The following is an 18,467-nucleotide window of genomic DNA, read 5'->3' on the forward strand; positions in this document are numbered from 1 at the left end:
TCAGCGACATGCCAGGCAACCATCGGTCTTCGAGGTTGCGGCGCAGTTTCGACTGCGTGACCGAGCCAGCTCGCACCGCATCCATTCGCGAGCGGCCACCAGTCTCTGGTGGCGGATGCTTTCGCCTTATCAACCCACCGCGGGGTTACGCACCTCTCCCCGCATGCGTGGGCTGGTGTGTCTCCGCTTCATCCCTATGGAGATTCACCATGAACACCACTTCAAACGAGAAATCGTATTTCGACCTCCACACTTCGGGCATCGGCTACATCCAGCGTGTCCGTGAAGTGCCCGTCAGGGGCGGCCGCCGAGCGCAGCCTTTCCTGGCATGCACCATCGCCGCGCTGGTCGGCCCTGCCAGGGACCCCAGCTACCGCTACTTCGACGTCAAAGTCTCGGGTGCCGAGGCCAAGAAGCTCGTCCAGCGCTACATCGGCGTTGACGATCCCAAGCAGCGCCCACTGGTGCGCTTCCGTACTGGCGATCTGCGCGCCGATCCCTTCATCCGCGACAAGGGTGAACGCAAGGGCGAAGTAGGCGGGTCTCTCAAGGCCCGGCTGCTCAAGACCGAACTGATTGACCGGGCCGAACTGGCCTCGATCAAGCAGCACGAGCTGATCACCCGCGGCATCGGCTACCTCAGCCGCCCGAAGGACGTCACTCCCAAAGACGGTGATCCCTTCCTGTCGTGCTGCATCGCAGCGCTGACCGGCCCTGTCGATGAACCGGAGTATCGGTATTTCGACACGATCGTCGCCACCCCTGAAGCCGAGCACCTGGTTCGCCGGTGCGTGCAGGCCATCGAAGCGGATCGCAAAGTGCTGGTCGCCTTCCGTCTGAACGACATGAAGATCGATCCGTACATCCGCACCAAGGGCGAGCACGCCGGGGAACCGGCCGCGAGTCTGGAATCGACGCTGGTCCACATCGGTCTGATCAAGATCGATGGCACCCAGGTCTATCCCACGAGCCAGGCGCAAGCCGAGGCACCGCAGGCCCAGGACGCATCCGCGCCCGAAGCCGAGGACGCTGCCGACACCGCTGCCGAGCAGCCTGCCGAGTCCGCCGAGCGCGAGCCCGCAGGTGAAGTCGAGGAGCAGGAGCCGGCATTGGCTGCTTCGTTCTGATCCGGCATGGCCCCTCACGGGGCCTTGCCTTTTTCCTATTTCTCAAGGAGAAGCATCATGGCAGTCACATCGGCACCCGAGAAATCGGCCACGCCCATTATCGTCCCGGGCCAGCTCGCGCTGCGCACCATTCACGGCCGCAACGGAAAGTTCAACGTTGGCAAGCTCGAATGCCAACTCGGCAAGTTCACGATAAAAGATGCCGAACTGGAGCAGTACCCCGAGGGCAAGTACCAAGGGGAATTCGTCCTCCGCTACATCTTCCTCAAAGGCTATCCGATCAGCGACGGCAGCATGCGTTTCGAGATGCGCGCCAACCTGGACGGCATGACACTTTTCGGCATCGACAAGCTGAGCAAGGCCGAAGCACATAGCTTCGCCCCACAGGAAGTCGATCCGCTCGATGAAGAGCAAGGGCCGCCGCCTGCGGCAACGCCGGTCAAGGCCTCCAAGGCATCCAGGTCCGCCAAATCTGCACCCGTGCAGGCCTCCGCGGACCCGCTGATCGATACGACGCCCTTCGGCGTGGACGCGCCGCCGCCTGCTACGGCTGCTGCCCCCGGCAGCACCGAGGATGGCGACGCCGCACTGTTCGGCCTGTTGTGGCCGCTGGGCGAGTCCGTGAAGCTGGATTCGACCATCGACCGCCGCGCCCTGCGCGCGCAGATCGCCCGCCTGGACGAACTGGGCTACGCGCTGGACTTCAAGACGCAGGAGTGGAGCCGCCGGGCCGAACTGCAACCTGCGTAACCATGGGCGCCGCATCCGCGGTGTCCTTCATCCACCCGCCGGGGTTCCTTCCCCATGCGGGGGAGGCCTCGGCTCCTTTTTGGAGGTCTCCATCATGTCCACCATCGCTTGCGATTCCCCTCGCTCCGCTCTGGATGAACCCGCTTGGCGGGCTCTCTGCGAGACGGAAGCCGCACAAGCCACCAAGGGGTGCGGACTGTCTCACGACTACTACGTCGAACGCTTCAGTTCCGCGATCGACGAGCAAGTTGCTCGATTGCCCGAAGACCAACGCGCACAAGCGCTGCAGATCGCACAGGAATGGGACTACGCGACACCGGCCGAAAGGCAGGAAGCCCAGGACTGGAACGCTGAACACGGCTATTGCTCGCACGGAATCGAACTGGGTTATTGCCCGGCCGGTTGCGATTCGGACTACTGAGGTCCGGCACACGTCATCGCCGCTTGATCGGCTTTTCACCACCCGTCGGGGTTCTCCCCCTGCGGGAGGCCTCCGACTCTACTTTTTCCAGGAGGCCTCTCATGGGCTGGTATTTCTCTCCCCAATCGCGGTCTGAGCTGATCGCGGAATTGATCGCACCGCAGCAGACCGAGCGCGTCAGCGCGAAGGTCATCGCTCACGCACTGCGCGGCAACGTGCTGTGGTCCGTGGTCGAAATGACCGCCAAGGTCGAGGGTGTGCATCGTGATCTCGCGCCGGGCCAGTCCCTGCGCTACATCCGCTGCGATCTGCTGGAACGCAGCGGCAACCAGTGGGGCTACAAGCCGCTGGAAGAGTCCATGCACCCGTACTACTACTCGTGCCCGCTGTCCTATCTGGACCTCGCACCGGAGCAGTCCGCCGACTGGCGTGCAGGCGTTCGCGCCTACCACGCACGGCGACGCACACCCACGGCTGTCACGGCTCCCGCCGCGACGCTGATGGCCTGAGCCAGGAGGAACCAACATGGACCCGATCCTGGCTGCGCTCTCACCCTCGCTGCTGGCACTCGTTGAAGGAAGTTTGTCCAACGACGAAGTGTCCTCCGACGAGGAGATGCTGGAGTACTTCATCAGCAACGGCCTCACCGAGGAACAGGCACGGCAGGCACTGACCTACCGCGACCAGTACCTCAACAACATCTACCTGGACGGCTTCACGCCGATCACGGCGGTGGACGAGGCGCTTCACTTCAACCCGCACACCCGGCAGTTCGAGCCGGACTGAGCGATTTTCTTCCCACTGGGGCAGTACTTGCCCCAGGGGGCGGTGCTGTTCCCGTTCATCCGAGGACACCACCATGCCCGCAAACACTTCTTCCACGCTGTACCGCATCGACGAATGCCCGGACGTGATGGCCGACGCCTGTGTCGGCGATGACCAGGGCAACCTGATCTTCCTGTCCATCTGGGCGCGCGACACCGCCGTCCAGCAGTTCCTTGCTCGCCTGACCCTCGGGCGCGACGAGCAGGGACTGGACCAGTTCCACATCATCACCGATCAGGGCGGCAGCGTCCCGGTGTTCGTCGGCAACGTCGATCGCCTGGAAAAGCGCATGACCCGCGCTTACCGGCGAACGCTGTTCGGTTCGCTGTCCAACGTGTGGCTGTTCGACCGGCGCTGCGTCAAGCCCGACAAGGCCAACGCCAGCGCATTGGCATTGCTGCCACGCGACAGTGCCCACCGGCTTGACCGCCTGTGGATGCTGGTGCGGGACACCTGCCCGTTGCCGCTGCTCGACCACTGGCGCGAGACCGTGCTGGAACTGCTGCAAAGCCGCGAGATGCTGGCCCGCCTTCCGTTCGCCCTCGGGCCGCTGGAAGGCCATCGGCTCGCCATCGACGTGCCGGCGCTGACCTTGGCGCTGGGTTCCCTGATCCGCAGTGACGTGCTCACCGCCTATCCATACCCGGCCAAGATCTGGACGCCGGAAGTGGTAGCGGCCTGACCCACCCACGGAGGCACGCCTTGGCGTGCTTCCGTGTTTCATCCCCGCCAACCAGGAGACTTCCATGGCCCTCATGTTCCCGCGGCTCGCCCGCAATTTCGCCAAGAACGGGTACTACCCGACCGACGAACCCACGCTCGAAAGAGCCCTCAACGCACTGATGCCCAGCGACGGGCCGATGTGCATCCTCGATCCCTGCGCCGGCGAAGGCGTGGCGATCGCCGAAGCCGCCCATGCCCTCGGGCGCGAGCAGGCCAAGGCGTTCGCCGTCGAGTTCGACGCGGAGCGGGCACGCCATGCCCGAGGTCTGGTCGATCACTGCCTGCACGCGGACCTGATGGACACGATGGTCTCCAAACAGTCCTTCGGGTTGCTCTGGCTCAACCCGCCGTATGGCGACCTGTCCAAGGACGTCAACGGCAACATCGGATACCAGGGCCAGGGCCGTGCCCGCCTCGAAAAGCTGTTCTATCAGCGTTCGCTGTCGCTGTTGCAGTACGGCGGCGTGCTGGTCTTCATCGTTCCCGGCTACGTGCTCGACGCGGAGCTGGTCGGCTGGCTGACACGTCACTACACCGATCTGCGGATCTACCGAGCGGTGGAGACGCAGTTCAAGCAAGTGGTGATCTTCGGCCGAAGGGTGCGCCAGCGCGAGCAGGCCCCCGATGGCGTCAAGGCCGTGCGCAGCCTGCTGCTGCAGGTTGGGCTTGGCGAAGTCGAAGCCGAGGAACTTCCGAGCGAGTGGCCGTTCTTGCCATACATCATCCCCGCCAGTCCGGCCGAGCCGGAGCATTTCTTCCGCGTGACGATGGAGCCCGAACAGTTCGCCGACGAGGTTGGCAGGCTGCAAGGCCTCTGGCCGTCGCTGGACACGCACTTGGGGGCCGCGCAGCAGTCGCTGCGTCCACCGGCGCGAGCCTTGTCCCACTGGCATCTCGCCCTGGCCTTGGCCGCGGGCGCGATCTCCGGCGTTGTGCGCTCCCAGACGGGGCGCGTGCTCGTCGTCAAAGGTGACACCCACAAGGACAAGACGCTCCAGCGGGAATTCACCGAACGCGAAGACGGCTCCATCGCCGAGACCCGCATCCTCACCGACAAGTTTGTGCCCGTCATCCGCGCGTGGGACATGACGCCTGGCTCCGCGACACGGGGCGAGGTGTTAACCATCCGCTGATCCACCGGACGCGCTGCCGTCCTGCTGTACCACATCGAAGGAGAAACACCATGTTCCCCAATCCGTTCAAGCGGCCAGCGCCGCACAAGCAACCGTTGTTCGCACCGAGTACGTTGAAGTTGAGCGAGAAGGTGCATTGGCTGGCCCGAAGAGGCCTGATCGACCCCTTAGCCTATGTCCAGCGCCATGTGCGCGGGGACTGGGGCGAGATCGATGAGGCCACACGCCAAGCCAACGACGTGGCGATCCAACAGGACAACCTGATGATCTCGCAGTTCAGGATCACGCCGGACCTGGCGCTAATCGTCAAGACCAGCGAGGACCACGAGACCACGGTGATCCAGCTTCCCGAAGAGCGGGACCTGATCTGACGTCCCCACATCGTCATCCTCATTTTCCTGACGGAGCCACTTCACTCCGGCAGGGGTGTCGTGGCTCAATGACTCATCAAGGAGGAGCCCATGGCATCACATCGCATCGAAACCTACTGTCAGAGCCTGGCGTTCCCCATCGGGGCGCTTATCTTCAGCAAAGGCATTGACCGCCTGGTCCGCTCGGGTCGCCTCGACCCGATCCCGTACTTCAGGCGCCACACCCGTGGCGACTGGGGCGACGTCAACGTCCAGCAATGGCAGGCCAACAGCACCGCGCTTCAATCAGGCGCATCGCTGGCATCGCACTACGTGATCCATCCGGGGCTGGCCATTCGCATCGTTACCGACGCGGAGCGCCACGCCACCGTCATCGTTCTGCCGTCCGAGGACTGAGCACGGTTCAGCCGCTGGCCACCCAGGCCAGCACCTTCAACCACCGTCGGCCACGCGTCGATTTACTTCCCACCACGGGGCATGCCACTGCCCCGCTGGGGGTGGTGCATGCCCCTTTTTCTTTGGAGCATCACCATGTCCCTCGATCTCGAAACCAATGCCGCTGAAGCCGCGCCCGTACAGGGCGAACTGCTCGACGCGGAATCCTCCCCTCTGACCCTGAGCCTTCAGGATTTCGTCGGCGAGTTCGGCGACGAACTGCTCGACGCCCTCAACAGCGCCAACCCGCCGGTCTATACCGGCCAACCGCAAGCACATCGCCAGCTCATCGTCGCCAGCCTCAAGCGCAAGCTATTCCAGGCCCAGGCCGAAGTCGTCCACGCCGCCGCGGAGCTGCTGATTGACCGTGGCGAGCGCGCCGCGATCGTCAATGGCGAGATGGGCTGCGGCAAGACGACCGTCGGCATCGCCACGGCCGCTGTGCTCAACGCCGAAGGCTACCGCCGGACCTTGGTTCTCTCGCCCCCGCACCTTGTTTACAAGTGGCGGCGCGAGATCCAGGAGACAGTAGCGGGCGCGAAGGTCTGGGTGCTCAACGGCCCCGATACCTTGGTCAAGCTCATCAAGCTGCGCGAGCAGTTGGGTGTGCAGCCGACCGGCCAGGAGTTCTTTGTCCTGGGGCGCGTCAGGATGCGAATGGGGTTCCACTGGAAGCCTGTCTTCACCCAGCGGCGCACCCGCCACGGCGACGTGGCGGCCTGCCCGGACTGCGGCACGGTCATCACCGACCTCGACGGCGAGCCGGTCAACCCGGTCGCGCTTGAAGCCGAGGAGTACCGCAGGAAGTGCAGCCATTGCGCAGCGCCCCTGTGGACGCTGATCCGCCCACGCAGCCTGTCCGGCAACGACCAGTCCTCGGCCGTGCTGAAAGCCTTGAAGCGCATCCCGACCATCGGGGCAGTCACCGCGCAGAAGCTGATGCAGAAGTTCGGAGACGGCTTCCTGGCCTCGATGCTCGGCGACAACATCCATGAGTTCATCAATCTCATGGACGGCAACGGCGAGCTGGTGTTTTCCGACCGTCAGGCCACCCGCATGGAACGTGCGATGGCCAACATGGAGTTCGGCTTTGGCGAAGGCGGCTACCAGCCGTCCGAGTTCATCAAACGCGTGCGACGTGAAGTCGCCTGAGTAATTGTTCCAACGGGGGCAACCCCGACGAGGAACCTGATGTTCCGTCATCAGTAGCCTACCGGCACATGCAGGACTGGTAACGGTCTTGTGTGAAGCTGCCGGGACAATGTAGCTGGGCCTTCGGGCCGCGCCGCTGCCGTGAGGCAAGGCGTTACCTGCGAGCATCAATGCGGGTACGGCGCTAGGCTGGGTGGTATGACCAACGCAAGTGAACTGCTGTTAAACACCGTTATGAATGACAAGCCAAAGATGCTGACAGGCTTGAACCAAAAGGTATGCGGTCGGTTGCTCTTTATCCGTTTTGGGGGCACACGGACATCATGACCGCCGGTGGAAAGGCAGGGTCTAACCCATCTCGTTACTCAAGCGAAACACGGTAAGCCCGTATCGCTGCCCTTCGGGGCAGGCAGACCGTAAGGAATGCTGTTGGTGGTGCGGGTAAAGGAATGTGGAGAAAGCGAATGCCGTCCTGTAATGGGACGGATAGGGGTTGAGCCGTAAGGCGACATCATCCCACGCGAAAGCGGGCAGACTTCCACTTGGTCTTTCTCTACGAGAAAACTTGTCCAACCTTCTACAAGAGGGAATTGCAGATGACTACGCAAGAAATTGCTTGCGCGGGTGCGCCCTCACACGAATCGGTCACATGGCACAGCATCGACTGGGCTGCGTGTCACCGTGAAGTGCGAAGGCTCCAGGCGCGTATCGTAAAGGCGACTCGGGAAGGAAAACACGGCAAGGTGAAAGCCCTGCAGTGGATTCTGACCCACTCGTTCAGCGGCAAAGCATTGGCCGTCAGACGAGTCACCGAGAACCAAGGTAAGAAGACGCCGGGCGTGGATGGCATCACATGGTCCACCCCGGAAGCCAAGTCTCAAGCCATGTTGTCAATCAAGCGGCGCGGGTATCGTCCCCAACCGCTGAAGCGTGTCTATATTCCTAAAGCCAATGGGAAGATGCGGCCGCTGGGTATCCCGACCATGAGAGACAGGGCGATGCAGGCGCTATACCTGCTGGCTCTTGAACCCGTGGCCGAGACCACAGCGGACGGACGCTCGTTTGGGTTCCGACCGGAGAGGTCCACGGCGGACGCCATCGAACAGTGCTTCACGGCACTGTCCAAGAAGGTGGCACCGCAGTGGGTTCTCGAAGGCGACATCAAGGGCTGCTTCGACAACATCAGCCATGACTGGCTCATGGGTCATGTACCGACGGATCGCGAGATTCTGAGGAAGTGGCTCAAGGCCGGATACATGGAAGATCGGCAACTTTTTCCAACAGAAGCTGGTACCCCGCAAGGGGGCATCATCTCGCCAACTCTGGCGAATCTCGTCCTCGACGGGCTGGAAGCCAAACTGGATGCTGCGTTCGGAAGAAAGCGGTACGCCAACGGTGTACAGACCCGTTTGATGGTCAACTATGTGCGGTATGCGGACGACTTCATCGTGACAGGACGCTCGAAAGAGCTACTGGAACAGGAGGTCATGCCGATCATCGAGGACTTCATGCGGGAACGGGGGCTCACGCTCTCACCCGAGAAGACCAAGATCACGCACATCGACGAGGGCTTCGATTTCCTCGGGCAAAACGTGCGCAAGTACAACGGCAAGCTGTTGATCAAGCCGTCGAAAGCGAACGTGGCGACCTTTTTGGAGAAAGTGCGCTCGGCGGTCAAAGGCAATAAGGCGCTGGATCAGCCTCGGCTGATTCGGATGCTCAACCCAATGATCCAAGGCTGGGCGAATTATCACCAGCACGTCGTGTCCAAAGCGACGTTCGCGCGTGTCGATCATGAGATTTGGCGTGTGTTGTGGCAGTGGGCCGTTCGTCGGCATCCGCAGAAAAGCAGCGTCTGGATCAAGCAGCGCTACTTCCACTCCGTAGGCACCCGTAACTGGGTGTTTGCGGCGGCGACGGGTGAAAGGTTCCCTGATGGGAACCCCATCCTGTCGTCACTGCGGAAGGCAACGGATACGCCCATTCGGCGACACCGGCCAATCAAGTTGGAAGCCAATCCATTCGACCCGACGTGGGAGACGTACTTTGAGGAGCGTGTAAGCCTCAAGATGCAGAACTCACTGCGGGGCAGGAAGAAGCTCATCAACCTCTGGTTGGCACAGGATCGTCGTTGTCCGATCTGCCAAGAGTTGATCACGCAGGAGACGGGGTGGCATGTCCACCACATCATTCGGCGGGTCGATGGCGGAAAGGATGGGAACACCAATCTCATCATGGTGCATCCAAACTGTCATAACCAGATTCACGTCAATGGTCTCAAGGTGGTGAAGCCGGTCCGCGAAAGCGGGCTTTGAAAGGCTTGAGCCGTATGAGGGGAAACTCTCACGTACGGTTCTTAGGGGGGGATGGGCCAGCAATGGCCTGTCCCTACCCGACTACCTGCCGCAAGGCACGTTCGACCTGCTCATCGCCGACGAGGCGCACGAGTACAAGAACGGCGGCAGTGCCCAAGGCCAGGCCATGGGTGTGCTGGCAGCGAAGGCTCGCAAGACCTTGCTGCTGACTGGCACGCTGATGGGCGGCTACGGGGACGACCTGTTCTACCTGCTGTTCCGAGCCCTTCCGGGGCGGATGATCGAAGACGGCTACCGCCCGACCACGAGCGGCAGCATGACCTCGGCCGCGATGGCGTTCATGCGCGATCACGGGGTCTTGAAGGACATCTACTCCGAGAGCACCGGCACGGCGCACAAGACGGCCAAGGGCACCAAGGTATCGGTGCGCACGGTCAAGGCCCCGGGCTTCGGCCCCAAGGGCGTCTTGCGCTGCATCCTGCCGTTCACGATCTTCCTCAAGCTCAAGGACATCGGCGGCAACGTCCTGCCGCCGTATGACGAGGAGTTCCGAGAAGTCGCGATGGACACGGCGCAAGCCGCGGCCTACCGCGATCTGGCGGGTCGGCTGACCGCGGAGCTGAAACAGGCTCTTGCACGACGCGATACGACTTTGCTGGGTGTGGTGCTCAACGTGCTGCTGGCCTGGCCAGATTGCTGCTTCCGGTCGGAAACCGTGGTGCATCCGCGCACGCGCAACACCTTGGCGTTCGTCCCGGCTCAGTTCAACGAGTTCGAGTTGACGCCGAAAGAGCGCGAGCTGATCGACATCTGCAAAGAGGAGAAGGCGCAGGGGCGCAAGGTCCTGGCCTACACGGTCTATACCGGCACACGCGACACGACCAGCCGGTTGAAGGTGCTGCTAGAGCAAGAAGGTTTTCGGGTGGCGGTGCTGCGCGCAAGCGTGGATGCCAGCCGTCGCGAGGACTGGATCGCCGAGCAACTGGACCGTGGCATCGATGTGCTCATCACCAACCCCGAGCTGGTTAAAACGGGACTGGACCTGTTGGAGTTTCCGACGATCGTGTTCATGCAGTCGGGCTACAACGTGTACTCGCTGCAGCAGGCGGCACGCCGCTCCTGGCGCATCGGGCAGAAGCTGTCCGTGCGCGTGATCTACCTCGGCTACGCCGGTTCCTCGCAGATGACCTGCCTAGAGCTGATGGCCAAGAAGATCATGGTCTCGCAGTCCACCTCGGGCGACGTGCCCGAATCGGGGCTGGATGTGCTCAACCAGGACGGTGATTCCGTCGAGGTCGCACTGGCCCGGCAATTGGTCGCCGCCTGACCCCCACGCCATCGCCGGCCTAGTGCCGCCGGCTTTCTGTTGTTCCTACCTCGTAGCCATGCCCGTGTTCTTCGCGGGCATGGCTACGCATTTTCATTTCAAGGAGATTTCCATGAACACCAACACCCCTTCGATCGAACCCGCAGACGGCGGCGAGATCGAGATGCAAGTCGCTGTTGCCTGCGTCGATGTTTCCGGCACCCCCGACATGCCGGTCTTCAAGGTCAGAACCACCCAGGAGGAATACGATCAGGGTGCCCACTACTACAAAGCCAAGGATCTGGCCGAAGAAGCCCGGTACGAAGGGCCGTTCGTCTGCTTCGACGCTGCCGAATATGGCCCCATCCTGTCGGCCGCCCGCGAACTGGGCCTTGCCCCGCAGGTCGTCGTGGTCGATATGACCGACGGCCAGATCCACTCCATCCGCTGCGACACCGGCGAGATCAAGGTCGTCTGCTACGACACCAGCGACACCGACGAGTACTCGGCGGCGGTGGCGGACCGGCCGCTCGGCGAGAACGGCCAGCTCGTGCGCTGCTGGGCGCATGCCCAACTGGCACAGGTCGATCCCGGCTTGAAGCTGGCTCGGGATTGATTCGGCAGAGTCCGATCTGCGCTTTCACTGGCCCCTTCGGGGGCCTTTTTCTTTGGAGTGAGGCTGTCGGGAAATCGGGCGCTGCCTGGTTCGCATTGTTTGCTGCTGCTCGTGACCCGAGCGGCGATGGTGAGGGCTCGATGTTTCAGGACGACGCGCCATGTGCCCCTCTCCACCGTGGTTTCACCATCCCGAACGCCGCCTGCTGGCGGGATTTCTCGGCCTGCTTTGGTTGGTACTGGCTGGCGGCTGCGCGACAACGACTGCACCGCACGCACCCGATGCCTTCGAGGAAGTCTCGACCGCGCCCGAACCCGAAGCACCCGAGTACATCCCCGTTGTGCGCTACGGGCGCTACACGTTGGTCGAGCTGGCCCCCACGGCGGCGCAGCGCGACCTGCTGTTGCAGACCATCGATGTTTCGATGCCGGCGGATGCCCGCGTCACGGTCGGCGATGGGCTGCGGCATGTGCTCAAACGCAGCGGCTACAGCCTGTGTCAAACAGCACATGCCGTGATCGAGTTGTATGCACTGCCGCTGCCGGCGGCGCACCTGCATCTCGGTCCCATGACTTTGCGCGACGCGCTGCTCACCCTGGCTGGTCCGGCCTGGGAACTGCACGCGGATGACCGCGCACGACAGATTTGCTTCGAGCGGCCCGGCGACAGCGTGGCCATCGAACCAATGCCCGAACCGGCCGCCGCCGATGCGGTGCAGACCTTCCCACTGATGCCCTCCATTCCAGGCGGCCAGCCATGAACACTCCCCAATCTTCGCGGCGCCCGGCTGTCGCCGTGGTGATGCAAAGCCTGCTCTGGCTCTGGCTGCTCGGTCTCAGCGTCATCGTGGCCCTCGGCTACCAGGCGATGAGCGACCAGGCCGACGAGAAACGGCTCGACTCCCGTTTGCAACGCCTCGAAGCGCAGACGGTGGCCCTGGCTGAGACCATCGGAACCATCCAGCAGCGTCCGCCTGTCGCAACGGCGGCGGACCTCAAAGAAACCCGCCAAATCCTGGAAGCACGCGCTTCCCAGGTTGAGAAAACATTGAGCAGCTACGCAGCCGCCGACGACCTTCAGGCGCTGCGCGCGGAGATCGAGCAGATCAAGACGCGCCAGACCGCCGCGCGTGCAGCAACACCCACCCAGCCGCGCACATCGAGCAAGCCCGCCGCCAAGCCTGAACCGCCGCCACTGCCGTTCCGCATCGTCGGCGCCGAACTGCGCGCCGGCCAGCTCAGCGTGTCCGTCGTGCCGAGCAGTGGAAACTCTACGCCCGACCAGCTACAGGTGCTGCTGCCCGGTGATGCGGTCGGTCCATGGCGCTTGCAGGCAATCGATGGCAGCGCCGCGGTGTTCCAAGCCGGCGACCAGACCCGTCGCGTGGCGATTCCCTGATCGGAGCACACGACATGAAGCCGTCGATCATCCTTTCCGCACTCCTGCTGGCTTCAGTCCAGTGGCCCGCGTGGGCGCAGCAGCCAGCCACAGCTCCCGCCCGCAATGCGCAGAGCCAGGAGCGCCCGCTGGCCGCCCGCGTCCTGGACGACCGAGTAGCAAGCAACTGGGGCCTCCAACCCCAGGAATGGGCGCGCTACCGCGAGCTGATGGATGGGCCGCTGGGCATCTACTCGCCCAACCTGGACCCGCTGTCTGCCCTAGGCATCGAGGCACGCACCGACGAAGAACGGCGGCGCTATGCAGAGCTGCAGGTGCAAGTCGAGGCACGCCGCGTCGAGAAGCTGCTCGCCTACCAACGTGCCTACGACGAAGCCTGGCAGCGCCTGAACCCCGGCATGCAGCGCGTGAACCTGCCCGACGACGGGCCGGGCACCGGCACCGCGCGCGGCAGCGGTCGCATGGCGGTGTTCGTCAAGGACGGCTGCGCGGTCTGTGGGCAGCTCGTGCAGCGGCTGCAATCCTCGGGTGCCGAGTTCGACCTGTATATGGTGGGCAGCCGCCAGGACGACGCACGCATCCGCGACTGGGCCAAGCGCGCGCAGATCGACCCGGCACGCGTGCGCAGCGGCAGCATTACCCTCAACCACGACGGTGGCCGCTGGCTGTCGCTGGGCCTGCCCGGTGACTTGCCCGCGACTGTGCGCGAGGTGAACGGCCAATGGCAGCGCCAGCCGTAGCGGCCACCTCCGTCTCGCAGCTCTTGCGCGCACTGGTGCTCGCTACCGGCCTGTGCGCCTGCGCCGCCCATGCCCAGGAGATTCCGCCACCCGCCTACCAGCTCGCCGCCCAGCGGGCGGGCATCCCCTCGACCGTGCTCTACGCCGTGGCCTTGCAGGAGAGCGGAGTTCGACGCAACGGGCGCATCGTCCCGTGGCCGTGGTCCCTCAATGTCGCCGGCCAGTCGCGCCGCTTTGCCACGCGCGCCGATGCCTGCTCGGGCTTGCAACAGGCAATGCGCGCCACGCCTCACACGCGCATCGATGCAGGCCTGGGCCAGATCAACCTCGGCTACCACAAGCACCGCTTCACCAGCGCGTGTGACCTGCTGGACCCGTATCGCAACCTCGCCATCGCCGCTGAAATCCTGAACGAGCAGCACACGTCCGGCGAAGACTGGCTGCTCGCGATCGGCCGCTACCACCGTCCTGGGGGCGGCCACCCCCCCCCCCGCTACCGGCGCAGCGTGTCGCGCCATCTCGCGCGTGTGCAGGGCGCACGTCCAAACGCGGCGGTGCTCGCCGCGCGCCAGGAGACTTCCCCATGACGAAATCCCATCTGGCCCTGCGGGGCCTGCTTGTGCTGCTGGCAGGACTGCCGCTGGCATCGCGTGCCGGCGATCCGCTGATCGTGGTCGAAGATCGCGGTGGCACGTCGGCGCTGCCGTACTACGAGGCCCTCAACCTCCAGCCGCGCGCCGATGTCCCGGCCCGTCCCCCCATTCCGACGCCACAGGTTCCCGCCACACCCGCGGACGAGACAGCGATGCTGCCGGTGCGCAGCGCCAAGCTCACGCCCGGCACCGTCGCGCGGCGCGTGATCGAAGCGCCCGGCCTGCGGCCGTTCGTGGTCATCGGCGACGACGACGCCTCCCGGGCCTGGTTGCAGCGCCGCAGCGTTGCTTTGCGCGAACGCGGCGCGGTCGGCTTGGTGGTCAATGTCGAGACCGCGCAGGGCCTGGCACGGCTGCGTGCCCTGGTGCCGGGCGTGCCGCTTGCGCCCGTAGCCGGAGACGACCTGGCCGATCGCCTGGGCCTGCGGCACTACCCGGCGCTGATCACGGCCACCGGCATCGAGCAATGAAGCCATGTCGGGGAAACAGCCGGTCGAGGTTCTGCTACGCCCAGCGGTGGAGCTATACACCGTCGCAGCGTGTGCAGGCGCCGCGTTTCTGTCCCTGGTGGCCCCATGGTCGCTCGCGCTGAGCCCGGCCATGGGCGTCGGCAGCGCCTTGGCGTTCGGCGCCTATGGCGCGATCCGCTACCGCGATGCCCGCGTGATCCTGCGCTACCGGCGCAACATCCGCCGCCTGTCGCGCTACGTGATGACGAGCAAGGACGTGCCCGTCAGCCAGCAGCGGCTTTTCATCGGGCGCGGGTTCCTGTGGGAACAAAAACACACCCATAGGCTGATGCAGACGTACCGGCCGGAGTTCCGCCGATACGTCGAGCCGACGCCTGCCTACCGGCTGGCACGGCGACTGGAGGAGCGGCTGGAGTTCGCGCCGTTCCCGCTATCCCGGCTGTCCGCGCTCACGGGCTGGGATGTGCCTTTCAACCCGGTGCGTCCGCTGCCGCCTGTGGGCGGCCTGCCACGCCTGCACGGCATCGAACCGGACGAGGTGGACGTCAGCCTACCGCTCGGCGAGCGTGTCGGGCACTCGCTGGTGCTGGGCACCACGCGCGTGGGCAAGACGCGACTGGCCGAGTTGTTCGTGACCCAGGACATCCGCCGCAAGAGCGCTGCCGGCGAACACGAAGTCGTGATCGTCATCGACCCCAAAGGGGATGCGGACCTCTTGAAGCGCATGTATGTCGAGGCCAAGCGCGCGGGCCGTGAAGGCGAGTTTTACATCTTCCACTTGGGCTGGCCGGAGATTAGCGCCCGCTACAACGCGGTGGGCCGATTCGGTCGCATCTCGGAAGTCGCCACCCGTATCGCAGGGCAACTCTCCGGTGAAGGCAATAGCGCGGCCTTCAGGGAGTTCGCGTGGCGCTTCGTCAACATCATTGCCCGTGCCCTAGTGGAACTGGGACAGCGCCCGGACTACATGCTGATCCAGCGGCACGTCATCAACATCGACGCGCTGTTTATCGAGTACGCCCAGCACTACTTCGCCAAGACCGAGCCCAAGGCCTGGGAGGTGATCGTCCAGATCGAGGCCAAGCTCAACGAGAAGAACATTCCGCGCAACATGATCGGGCGCGAGAAGCGCGTGGTTGCGCTGGAGCAGTATCTCTCCCAGGCGCGCAACTACGACCCGGTGCTCGACGGACTGCGCTCGGCAGTTCGGTACGACAAGACCTACTTCGACAAGATCGTCGCGTCATTGCTGCCGTTGTTGGAAAAGCTCACGAGCGGCAAGATCGCGCAGCTCCTGGCACCGAACTATTCCGACCTGGCCGACCCGCGCCCGATCTTCGATTGGATGCAAGTCATCAGGAAGCGCGCCATCGTCTATGTGGGACTGGACGCGCTGTCCGACGCCGAGGTTGCCGCAGCGGTCGGGAACTCCATGTTCTCCGACCTGGTTTCGGTGGCGGGCCATATCTACAAGCACGGGATCGACGATGGCCTGCCGGACGCCTCTGCTGGCGCGCGCGTGCCGATCAACGTCCATGCGGACGAATTCAATGAACTCATGGGTGACGAATTCGTGCCGCTTATCAACAAAGGCGGCGGCGCCGGGCTGCAAGTCACCGCGTACACGCAGACCCTCTCGGACATCGAGGCCCGCATCGGCAACCGCGCGAAAGCTGGCCAGGTGATCGGCAACTTCAACAACCTGTTCATGCTGCGCGTGCGCGAGACGGCCACCGCCGAACTGCTGACGCGGCAGTTGCCGAAGGTCGAGGTCTATACCACTACCATCGTCTCAGGGGCAACCGACAGTTCGGACATCCGCGGCGCGACGGATTTCACGTCGAACACCCAGGACCGCATCAGCATGTCCAGCGTGCCGATGATCGAGCCATCGCACGTAGTCGGCCTGCCCAAAGGCCAGTGCTTCGCGCTGCTGCAGGGCGGCCAGCTTTGGAAGGTTCGCATGCCGCTGCCGATACCAGACCCGGATGAAGTGATGCCGGCGGACCTGCAACAACTGGCGGGGTACATGCGCCAGAGCTACAGCGAGGCTACGCAGTGGTGGGAGTTCACCAGTTCCCCGACCTTGCAGAATGCGGCCTTGCCCGATGACCTGCTGGATGATGCGGCTCCAGCCGAGTCTGCTGCGGTGGCCACCGCCACCGACCACAATGCCGACGAGGCCGCGCCATGAAGGACGCCGCATCGACCGCGCAGCGGGAGCAGAACCAGCGCCAGGGCCTGATCGTCGGCACCGTCACCTTGCCGTTTCGCTTGCTTGGAGTGCTGATCGGCTCGCTGCTGTTCTCGATCGTGGTGGAGTGCGTCGGCATGCACCTGTTCTGGAAGGACCAGGGCTGGCGCCATTCCCAGCAGATGTTGCAGTACGAGCTTGGACACCTGTCCAGCCACTTCACGCGCAGCGTGGTCGTGCAGGAGCCGGGGCGCACAGCGCACGAGTTGGTGGATACAGGCTACGAATGGGTGTTTGTTCGCTCCGGGCTGCTGGCGCGCATGAGCCAGACCGCCGAGCGCGTCCGCGCACCCAGCCACGAGCAGGCGCGCAACTTCCGCTACTACATCAGCCAAGTCTATGTCTGGGCCGAGAGCTACCTGATCGCCGCGGCCTTCACGACGCTGACCTTCCTAGTGCGCCTGCTGGTCCTGGTGCTCACGCTGCCGCTGATCTTCACGGCCGCTTTCGTCGGTCTGATTGATGGTCTGGTACGACGCGACGTGCGCAGGTTCGGCGCGGGCCGCGAATCCGGGTTCATCTACCACCGCGCGAAAGCCAGCCTTATGCCCCTGGCCGTGCTGCCGTGGATCACGTACCTGGCACTGCCGATCTCGGTGCATCCATTGCTGATCCTGTTGCCGAGCGCCGCCTTGCTGGGACTGGCCGTGAGCCTGACTGCGGGCAGCTTCAAGAAGTACCTCTAGCCGATCAATCCGGTCATCCGCAGGTTCCTATTGTTTGCGGCCTGAAACAGCCCTGATCTCCACGATCTAGCCATTGCTGATCACACAGGAATGGCGCGATGTTGGCTCCGATCTGGCTGCGCGCCGCGCATCGCGGCGTGCCCACTTTTCTCGTGACGGTCCTTGTGTTGGGCCAGTCCTCGATGGCGTTGGCCGAGTCCCCAGCGCAGCGTCAGGAGCTGGTCGCAGCGCTGCGCCAACTCGACGCGCTGGAGCACACGGTCACCGACAGCGCCGCGCATGCCCCCATCCAGCCGGGCGAGCGCTACCACTTCGACTACCCGAGGCTGCTGGCTGACCTGGCGCGCGTGCGCGCCGGCATCCAGGCCCATCTCACACCGTCGCGCGCCCAGCCGCGCGACCCGTCCGAATTGACCGGCGACTACCGCACGGAGCGGGTCGTCCCGCCATCACCGCCGACGACCGCGGAGGGCAAGCCATGAACGGCGCCCAGGTCTCGGCATTTCAAGCCAACAGCGGCATCGCACCTTCAGCGATGGCGACCGTCCTGGTCGGCGTCGTGTTCGCGGTCCTGCTCGTCTGGGGCGTTTGGGCCATGCGAACGGCCTACGTGGGGTGGTCCGAGAGCCGCCTCAACCAACGCCAGTTCCTCGGCGTCTGCATCCGATTCGTCGCGATGTACCTCGTCCTGACTTTCTTCCTCCTCTCCTGACCTGAAAGGCATGACCATGCACAACCGCATCCTCACTTCCCGTCTTGCCCAGCGCGCCGCCGTGGCCTTGGGCGCCGCTGCGCTGCCCGCGCTGTCGTTCGCGCAGGGTCTGCCGCAGTTGGAGAACCCGACCCGCGGCACGGGCAACGGCATCATGGAAACGATCCGTAACTACGGCTACGACATCATCATGCTCGTGGCCCTCCTGGTCGTGGCGTCGATGTTCATCGGCGTCTGCTACCACGCCTACGGGACCTACGCGGAAATCCACACCGGCCGCAAGACGTGGGGCCAGTTCGGCCTCACGGTCGCCATCGGCGCCGTCCTGCTCGTGATCGGCATCTGGCTGCTCACCGAAGCCACCGGCATCCTGTAAGCGA

General features: G+C 64.2%; 21 protein-coding genes and 2 pseudogenes. All 23 read left to right on the forward strand.

Going from position 1 to position 18,467, the window contains the following annotated elements; genetic code table 11:
- The first annotated feature begins 209 nt into the window (after positions 1 to 209).
- Positions 210 to 1,127: a DUF3577 domain-containing protein gene (locus tag AC07XM_RS07020; RefSeq protein ID WP_023093459.1), complete on the forward strand. Its 918-nt coding sequence runs from the start codon at positions 210 to 212 to the stop codon at positions 1,125 to 1,127.
- Between the two features lie 57 nt (positions 1,128 to 1,184).
- Entirely contained in the window at positions 1,185 to 1,877 is a 693-nt protein-coding gene (locus AC07XM_RS07025) for a DUF3275 family protein (protein ID WP_023093458.1), read from the forward strand.
- A 94-nt stretch (positions 1,878 to 1,971) separates the two neighbouring features.
- Entirely contained in the window at positions 1,972 to 2,298 is a 327-nt protein-coding gene (locus AC07XM_RS07030; protein WP_023093457.1) for a hypothetical protein, read from the forward strand.
- A gap of 101 nt (positions 2,299 to 2,399) precedes the next feature.
- Positions 2,400 to 2,807 (forward strand): hypothetical protein, encoded by a 408-nt coding sequence (locus AC07XM_RS07035; RefSeq protein WP_023093456.1) that lies wholly within the window; start codon positions 2,400 to 2,402, stop codon positions 2,805 to 2,807.
- A 16-nt stretch (positions 2,808 to 2,823) separates the two neighbouring features.
- Positions 2,824 to 3,084: a hypothetical protein gene (locus AC07XM_RS07040; RefSeq protein WP_003050326.1), complete on the forward strand. Its 261-nt coding sequence runs from the start codon at positions 2,824 to 2,826 to the stop codon at positions 3,082 to 3,084.
- A 73-nt stretch (positions 3,085 to 3,157) separates the two neighbouring features.
- On the forward strand, positions 3,158 to 3,805 hold the full coding sequence (locus AC07XM_RS07045) for a hypothetical protein (protein ID WP_023093455.1): 648 nt from the start codon (positions 3,158 to 3,160) through the stop codon (positions 3,803 to 3,805).
- A 64-nt stretch (positions 3,806 to 3,869) separates the two neighbouring features.
- The gene (locus AC07XM_RS07050) at positions 3,870 to 4,979 is read left to right on the forward strand and encodes a DUF6094 domain-containing protein (protein WP_023093454.1); all 1,110 of its coding nucleotides are present in this window, start codon (positions 3,870 to 3,872) and stop codon (positions 4,977 to 4,979) included.
- Between the two features lie 50 nt (positions 4,980 to 5,029).
- Positions 5,030 to 5,350, forward strand: coding sequence for a hypothetical protein (locus AC07XM_RS07055; RefSeq protein ID WP_023093453.1), 321 nt, complete (start codon positions 5,030 to 5,032; stop codon positions 5,348 to 5,350).
- A gap of 90 nt (positions 5,351 to 5,440) precedes the next feature.
- Positions 5,441 to 5,746: a hypothetical protein gene (locus AC07XM_RS07060; protein WP_023093452.1), complete on the forward strand. Its 306-nt coding sequence runs from the start codon at positions 5,441 to 5,443 to the stop codon at positions 5,744 to 5,746.
- A gap of 135 nt (positions 5,747 to 5,881) precedes the next feature.
- Positions 5,882 to 6,916, forward strand: a pseudogene (locus AC07XM_RS07065) (DEAD/DEAH box helicase); the annotation flags it as partial.
- A gap of 617 nt (positions 6,917 to 7,533) precedes the next feature.
- On the forward strand, positions 7,534 to 9,252 hold the full coding sequence (gene ltrA, locus AC07XM_RS07070) for a group II intron reverse transcriptase/maturase (protein WP_033955702.1): 1,719 nt from the start codon (positions 7,534 to 7,536) through the stop codon (positions 9,250 to 9,252).
- A gap of 82 nt (positions 9,253 to 9,334) precedes the next feature.
- A pseudogene (locus AC07XM_RS07075) lies at positions 9,335 to 10,579 on the forward strand (helicase-related protein); the annotation flags it as partial.
- 112 nt (positions 10,580 to 10,691) lie between these two features.
- Positions 10,692 to 11,174: a hypothetical protein gene (locus tag AC07XM_RS07080; protein WP_023093446.1), complete on the forward strand. Its 483-nt coding sequence runs from the start codon at positions 10,692 to 10,694 to the stop codon at positions 11,172 to 11,174.
- 160 nt (positions 11,175 to 11,334) lie between these two features.
- Positions 11,335 to 11,934: a PFGI-1 class ICE element type IV pilus protein PilL2 gene (gene pilL2, locus AC07XM_RS07085; RefSeq protein ID WP_023093445.1), complete on the forward strand. Its 600-nt coding sequence runs from the start codon at positions 11,335 to 11,337 to the stop codon at positions 11,932 to 11,934.
- Positions 11,931 to 12,572 carry a hypothetical protein gene (locus tag AC07XM_RS07090; RefSeq protein WP_023093444.1) on the forward strand — a complete coding sequence of 214 codons (642 nt, stop codon included), beginning with the start codon at positions 11,931 to 11,933 and terminating at the stop codon, positions 12,570 to 12,572. The genes pilL2 and AC07XM_RS07090 overlap by 4 nt, the downstream gene beginning before the upstream one ends.
- Positions 12,573 to 12,586: 14 nt before the next feature.
- On the forward strand, positions 12,587 to 13,312 hold the full coding sequence (locus AC07XM_RS07095) for a TIGR03759 family integrating conjugative element protein (protein ID WP_023093443.1): 726 nt from the start codon (positions 12,587 to 12,589) through the stop codon (positions 13,310 to 13,312).
- A complete protein-coding gene (locus tag AC07XM_RS07100) occupies positions 13,294 to 13,899 on the forward strand; it encodes a transglycosylase SLT domain-containing protein (RefSeq protein WP_102690322.1) in 606 nt (201 codons plus the stop codon). Before AC07XM_RS07095 ends, AC07XM_RS07100 begins: the two co-directional genes overlap by 19 nt.
- Positions 13,896 to 14,435 carry an integrating conjugative element protein gene (locus AC07XM_RS07105; protein WP_023093441.1) on the forward strand — a complete coding sequence of 180 codons (540 nt, stop codon included), beginning with the start codon at positions 13,896 to 13,898 and terminating at the stop codon, positions 14,433 to 14,435. The genes AC07XM_RS07100 and AC07XM_RS07105 overlap by 4 nt, the downstream gene beginning before the upstream one ends.
- A 4-nt stretch (positions 14,436 to 14,439) precedes the next feature.
- Positions 14,440 to 16,629 (forward strand): type IV conjugative transfer system coupling protein TraD, encoded by a 2,190-nt coding sequence (traD, locus tag AC07XM_RS07110; protein ID WP_023093440.1) that lies wholly within the window; start codon positions 14,440 to 14,442, stop codon positions 16,627 to 16,629.
- Complete coding sequence (locus AC07XM_RS07115) at positions 16,626 to 17,375, forward strand: TIGR03747 family integrating conjugative element membrane protein (RefSeq protein ID WP_023093439.1); 750 nt, start codon at positions 16,626 to 16,628, stop codon at positions 17,373 to 17,375. The genes traD and AC07XM_RS07115 overlap by 4 nt, the downstream gene beginning before the upstream one ends.
- A 98-nt stretch (positions 17,376 to 17,473) precedes the next feature.
- The gene (locus AC07XM_RS07120; RefSeq protein ID WP_023093438.1) at positions 17,474 to 17,857 is read left to right on the forward strand and encodes an integrative conjugative element protein, RAQPRD family; all 384 of its coding nucleotides are present in this window, start codon (positions 17,474 to 17,476) and stop codon (positions 17,855 to 17,857) included.
- Positions 17,854 to 18,087, forward strand: a complete 234-nt coding sequence (locus AC07XM_RS07125; RefSeq protein ID WP_009459672.1) for a TIGR03758 family integrating conjugative element protein — start codon at positions 17,854 to 17,856, stop codon at positions 18,085 to 18,087. The genes AC07XM_RS07120 and AC07XM_RS07125 overlap by 4 nt, the downstream gene beginning before the upstream one ends.
- A gap of 16 nt (positions 18,088 to 18,103) precedes the next feature.
- On the forward strand, positions 18,104 to 18,463 hold the full coding sequence (locus AC07XM_RS07130; RefSeq protein WP_023093437.1) for a TIGR03745 family integrating conjugative element membrane protein: 360 nt from the start codon (positions 18,104 to 18,106) through the stop codon (positions 18,461 to 18,463).
- The last annotated feature ends 4 nt before the right edge of the window (positions 18,464 to 18,467 follow it).

This window comes from Pseudomonas sp. GW460-LB5 (assembly GCF_059423245.1).

Excerpts from the sequence above, each read along its gene's own strand:
- AC07XM_RS07020 (WP_023093459.1), top strand. The coding sequence starts at position 210 with ATGAACACCACTTCAAACGAGAAATCGTATTTCGACCTCCACACTTCG.
- AC07XM_RS07025 (WP_023093458.1), top strand. The coding sequence starts at position 1,185 with ATGGCAGTCACATCGGCACCCGAGAAATCGGCCACGCCCATTATCGTC.
- AC07XM_RS07030 (WP_023093457.1), top strand. The coding sequence starts at position 1,972 with ATGTCCACCATCGCTTGCGATTCCCCTCGCTCCGCTCTGGATGAACCC.
- AC07XM_RS07035 (WP_023093456.1), top strand. The coding sequence starts at position 2,400 with ATGGGCTGGTATTTCTCTCCCCAATCGCGGTCTGAGCTGATCGCGGAA.
- AC07XM_RS07040 (WP_003050326.1), top strand. The coding sequence starts at position 2,824 with ATGGACCCGATCCTGGCTGCGCTCTCACCCTCGCTGCTGGCACTCGTT.
- AC07XM_RS07045 (WP_023093455.1), top strand. The coding sequence starts at position 3,158 with ATGCCCGCAAACACTTCTTCCACGCTGTACCGCATCGACGAATGCCCG.
- AC07XM_RS07050 (WP_023093454.1), top strand. The coding sequence starts at position 3,870 with ATGGCCCTCATGTTCCCGCGGCTCGCCCGCAATTTCGCCAAGAACGGG.
- AC07XM_RS07055 (WP_023093453.1), top strand. The coding sequence starts at position 5,030 with ATGTTCCCCAATCCGTTCAAGCGGCCAGCGCCGCACAAGCAACCGTTG.
- AC07XM_RS07060 (WP_023093452.1), top strand. The coding sequence starts at position 5,441 with ATGGCATCACATCGCATCGAAACCTACTGTCAGAGCCTGGCGTTCCCC.
- ltrA (WP_033955702.1), top strand. The coding sequence starts at position 7,534 with ATGACTACGCAAGAAATTGCTTGCGCGGGTGCGCCCTCACACGAATCG.
- AC07XM_RS07080 (WP_023093446.1), top strand. The coding sequence starts at position 10,692 with ATGAACACCAACACCCCTTCGATCGAACCCGCAGACGGCGGCGAGATC.
- pilL2 (WP_023093445.1), top strand. The coding sequence starts at position 11,335 with ATGTGCCCCTCTCCACCGTGGTTTCACCATCCCGAACGCCGCCTGCTG.
- AC07XM_RS07090 (WP_023093444.1), top strand. The coding sequence starts at position 11,931 with ATGAACACTCCCCAATCTTCGCGGCGCCCGGCTGTCGCCGTGGTGATG.
- AC07XM_RS07095 (WP_023093443.1), top strand. The coding sequence starts at position 12,587 with ATGAAGCCGTCGATCATCCTTTCCGCACTCCTGCTGGCTTCAGTCCAG.
- AC07XM_RS07100 (WP_102690322.1), top strand. The coding sequence starts at position 13,294 with ATGGCAGCGCCAGCCGTAGCGGCCACCTCCGTCTCGCAGCTCTTGCGC.
- AC07XM_RS07105 (WP_023093441.1), top strand. The coding sequence starts at position 13,896 with ATGACGAAATCCCATCTGGCCCTGCGGGGCCTGCTTGTGCTGCTGGCA.
- traD (WP_023093440.1), top strand. The coding sequence starts at position 14,440 with ATGTCGGGGAAACAGCCGGTCGAGGTTCTGCTACGCCCAGCGGTGGAG.
- AC07XM_RS07115 (WP_023093439.1), top strand. The coding sequence starts at position 16,626 with ATGAAGGACGCCGCATCGACCGCGCAGCGGGAGCAGAACCAGCGCCAG.
- AC07XM_RS07120 (WP_023093438.1), top strand. The coding sequence starts at position 17,474 with ATGTTGGCTCCGATCTGGCTGCGCGCCGCGCATCGCGGCGTGCCCACT.
- AC07XM_RS07125 (WP_009459672.1), top strand. The coding sequence starts at position 17,854 with ATGAACGGCGCCCAGGTCTCGGCATTTCAAGCCAACAGCGGCATCGCA.
- AC07XM_RS07130 (WP_023093437.1), top strand. The coding sequence starts at position 18,104 with ATGCACAACCGCATCCTCACTTCCCGTCTTGCCCAGCGCGCCGCCGTG.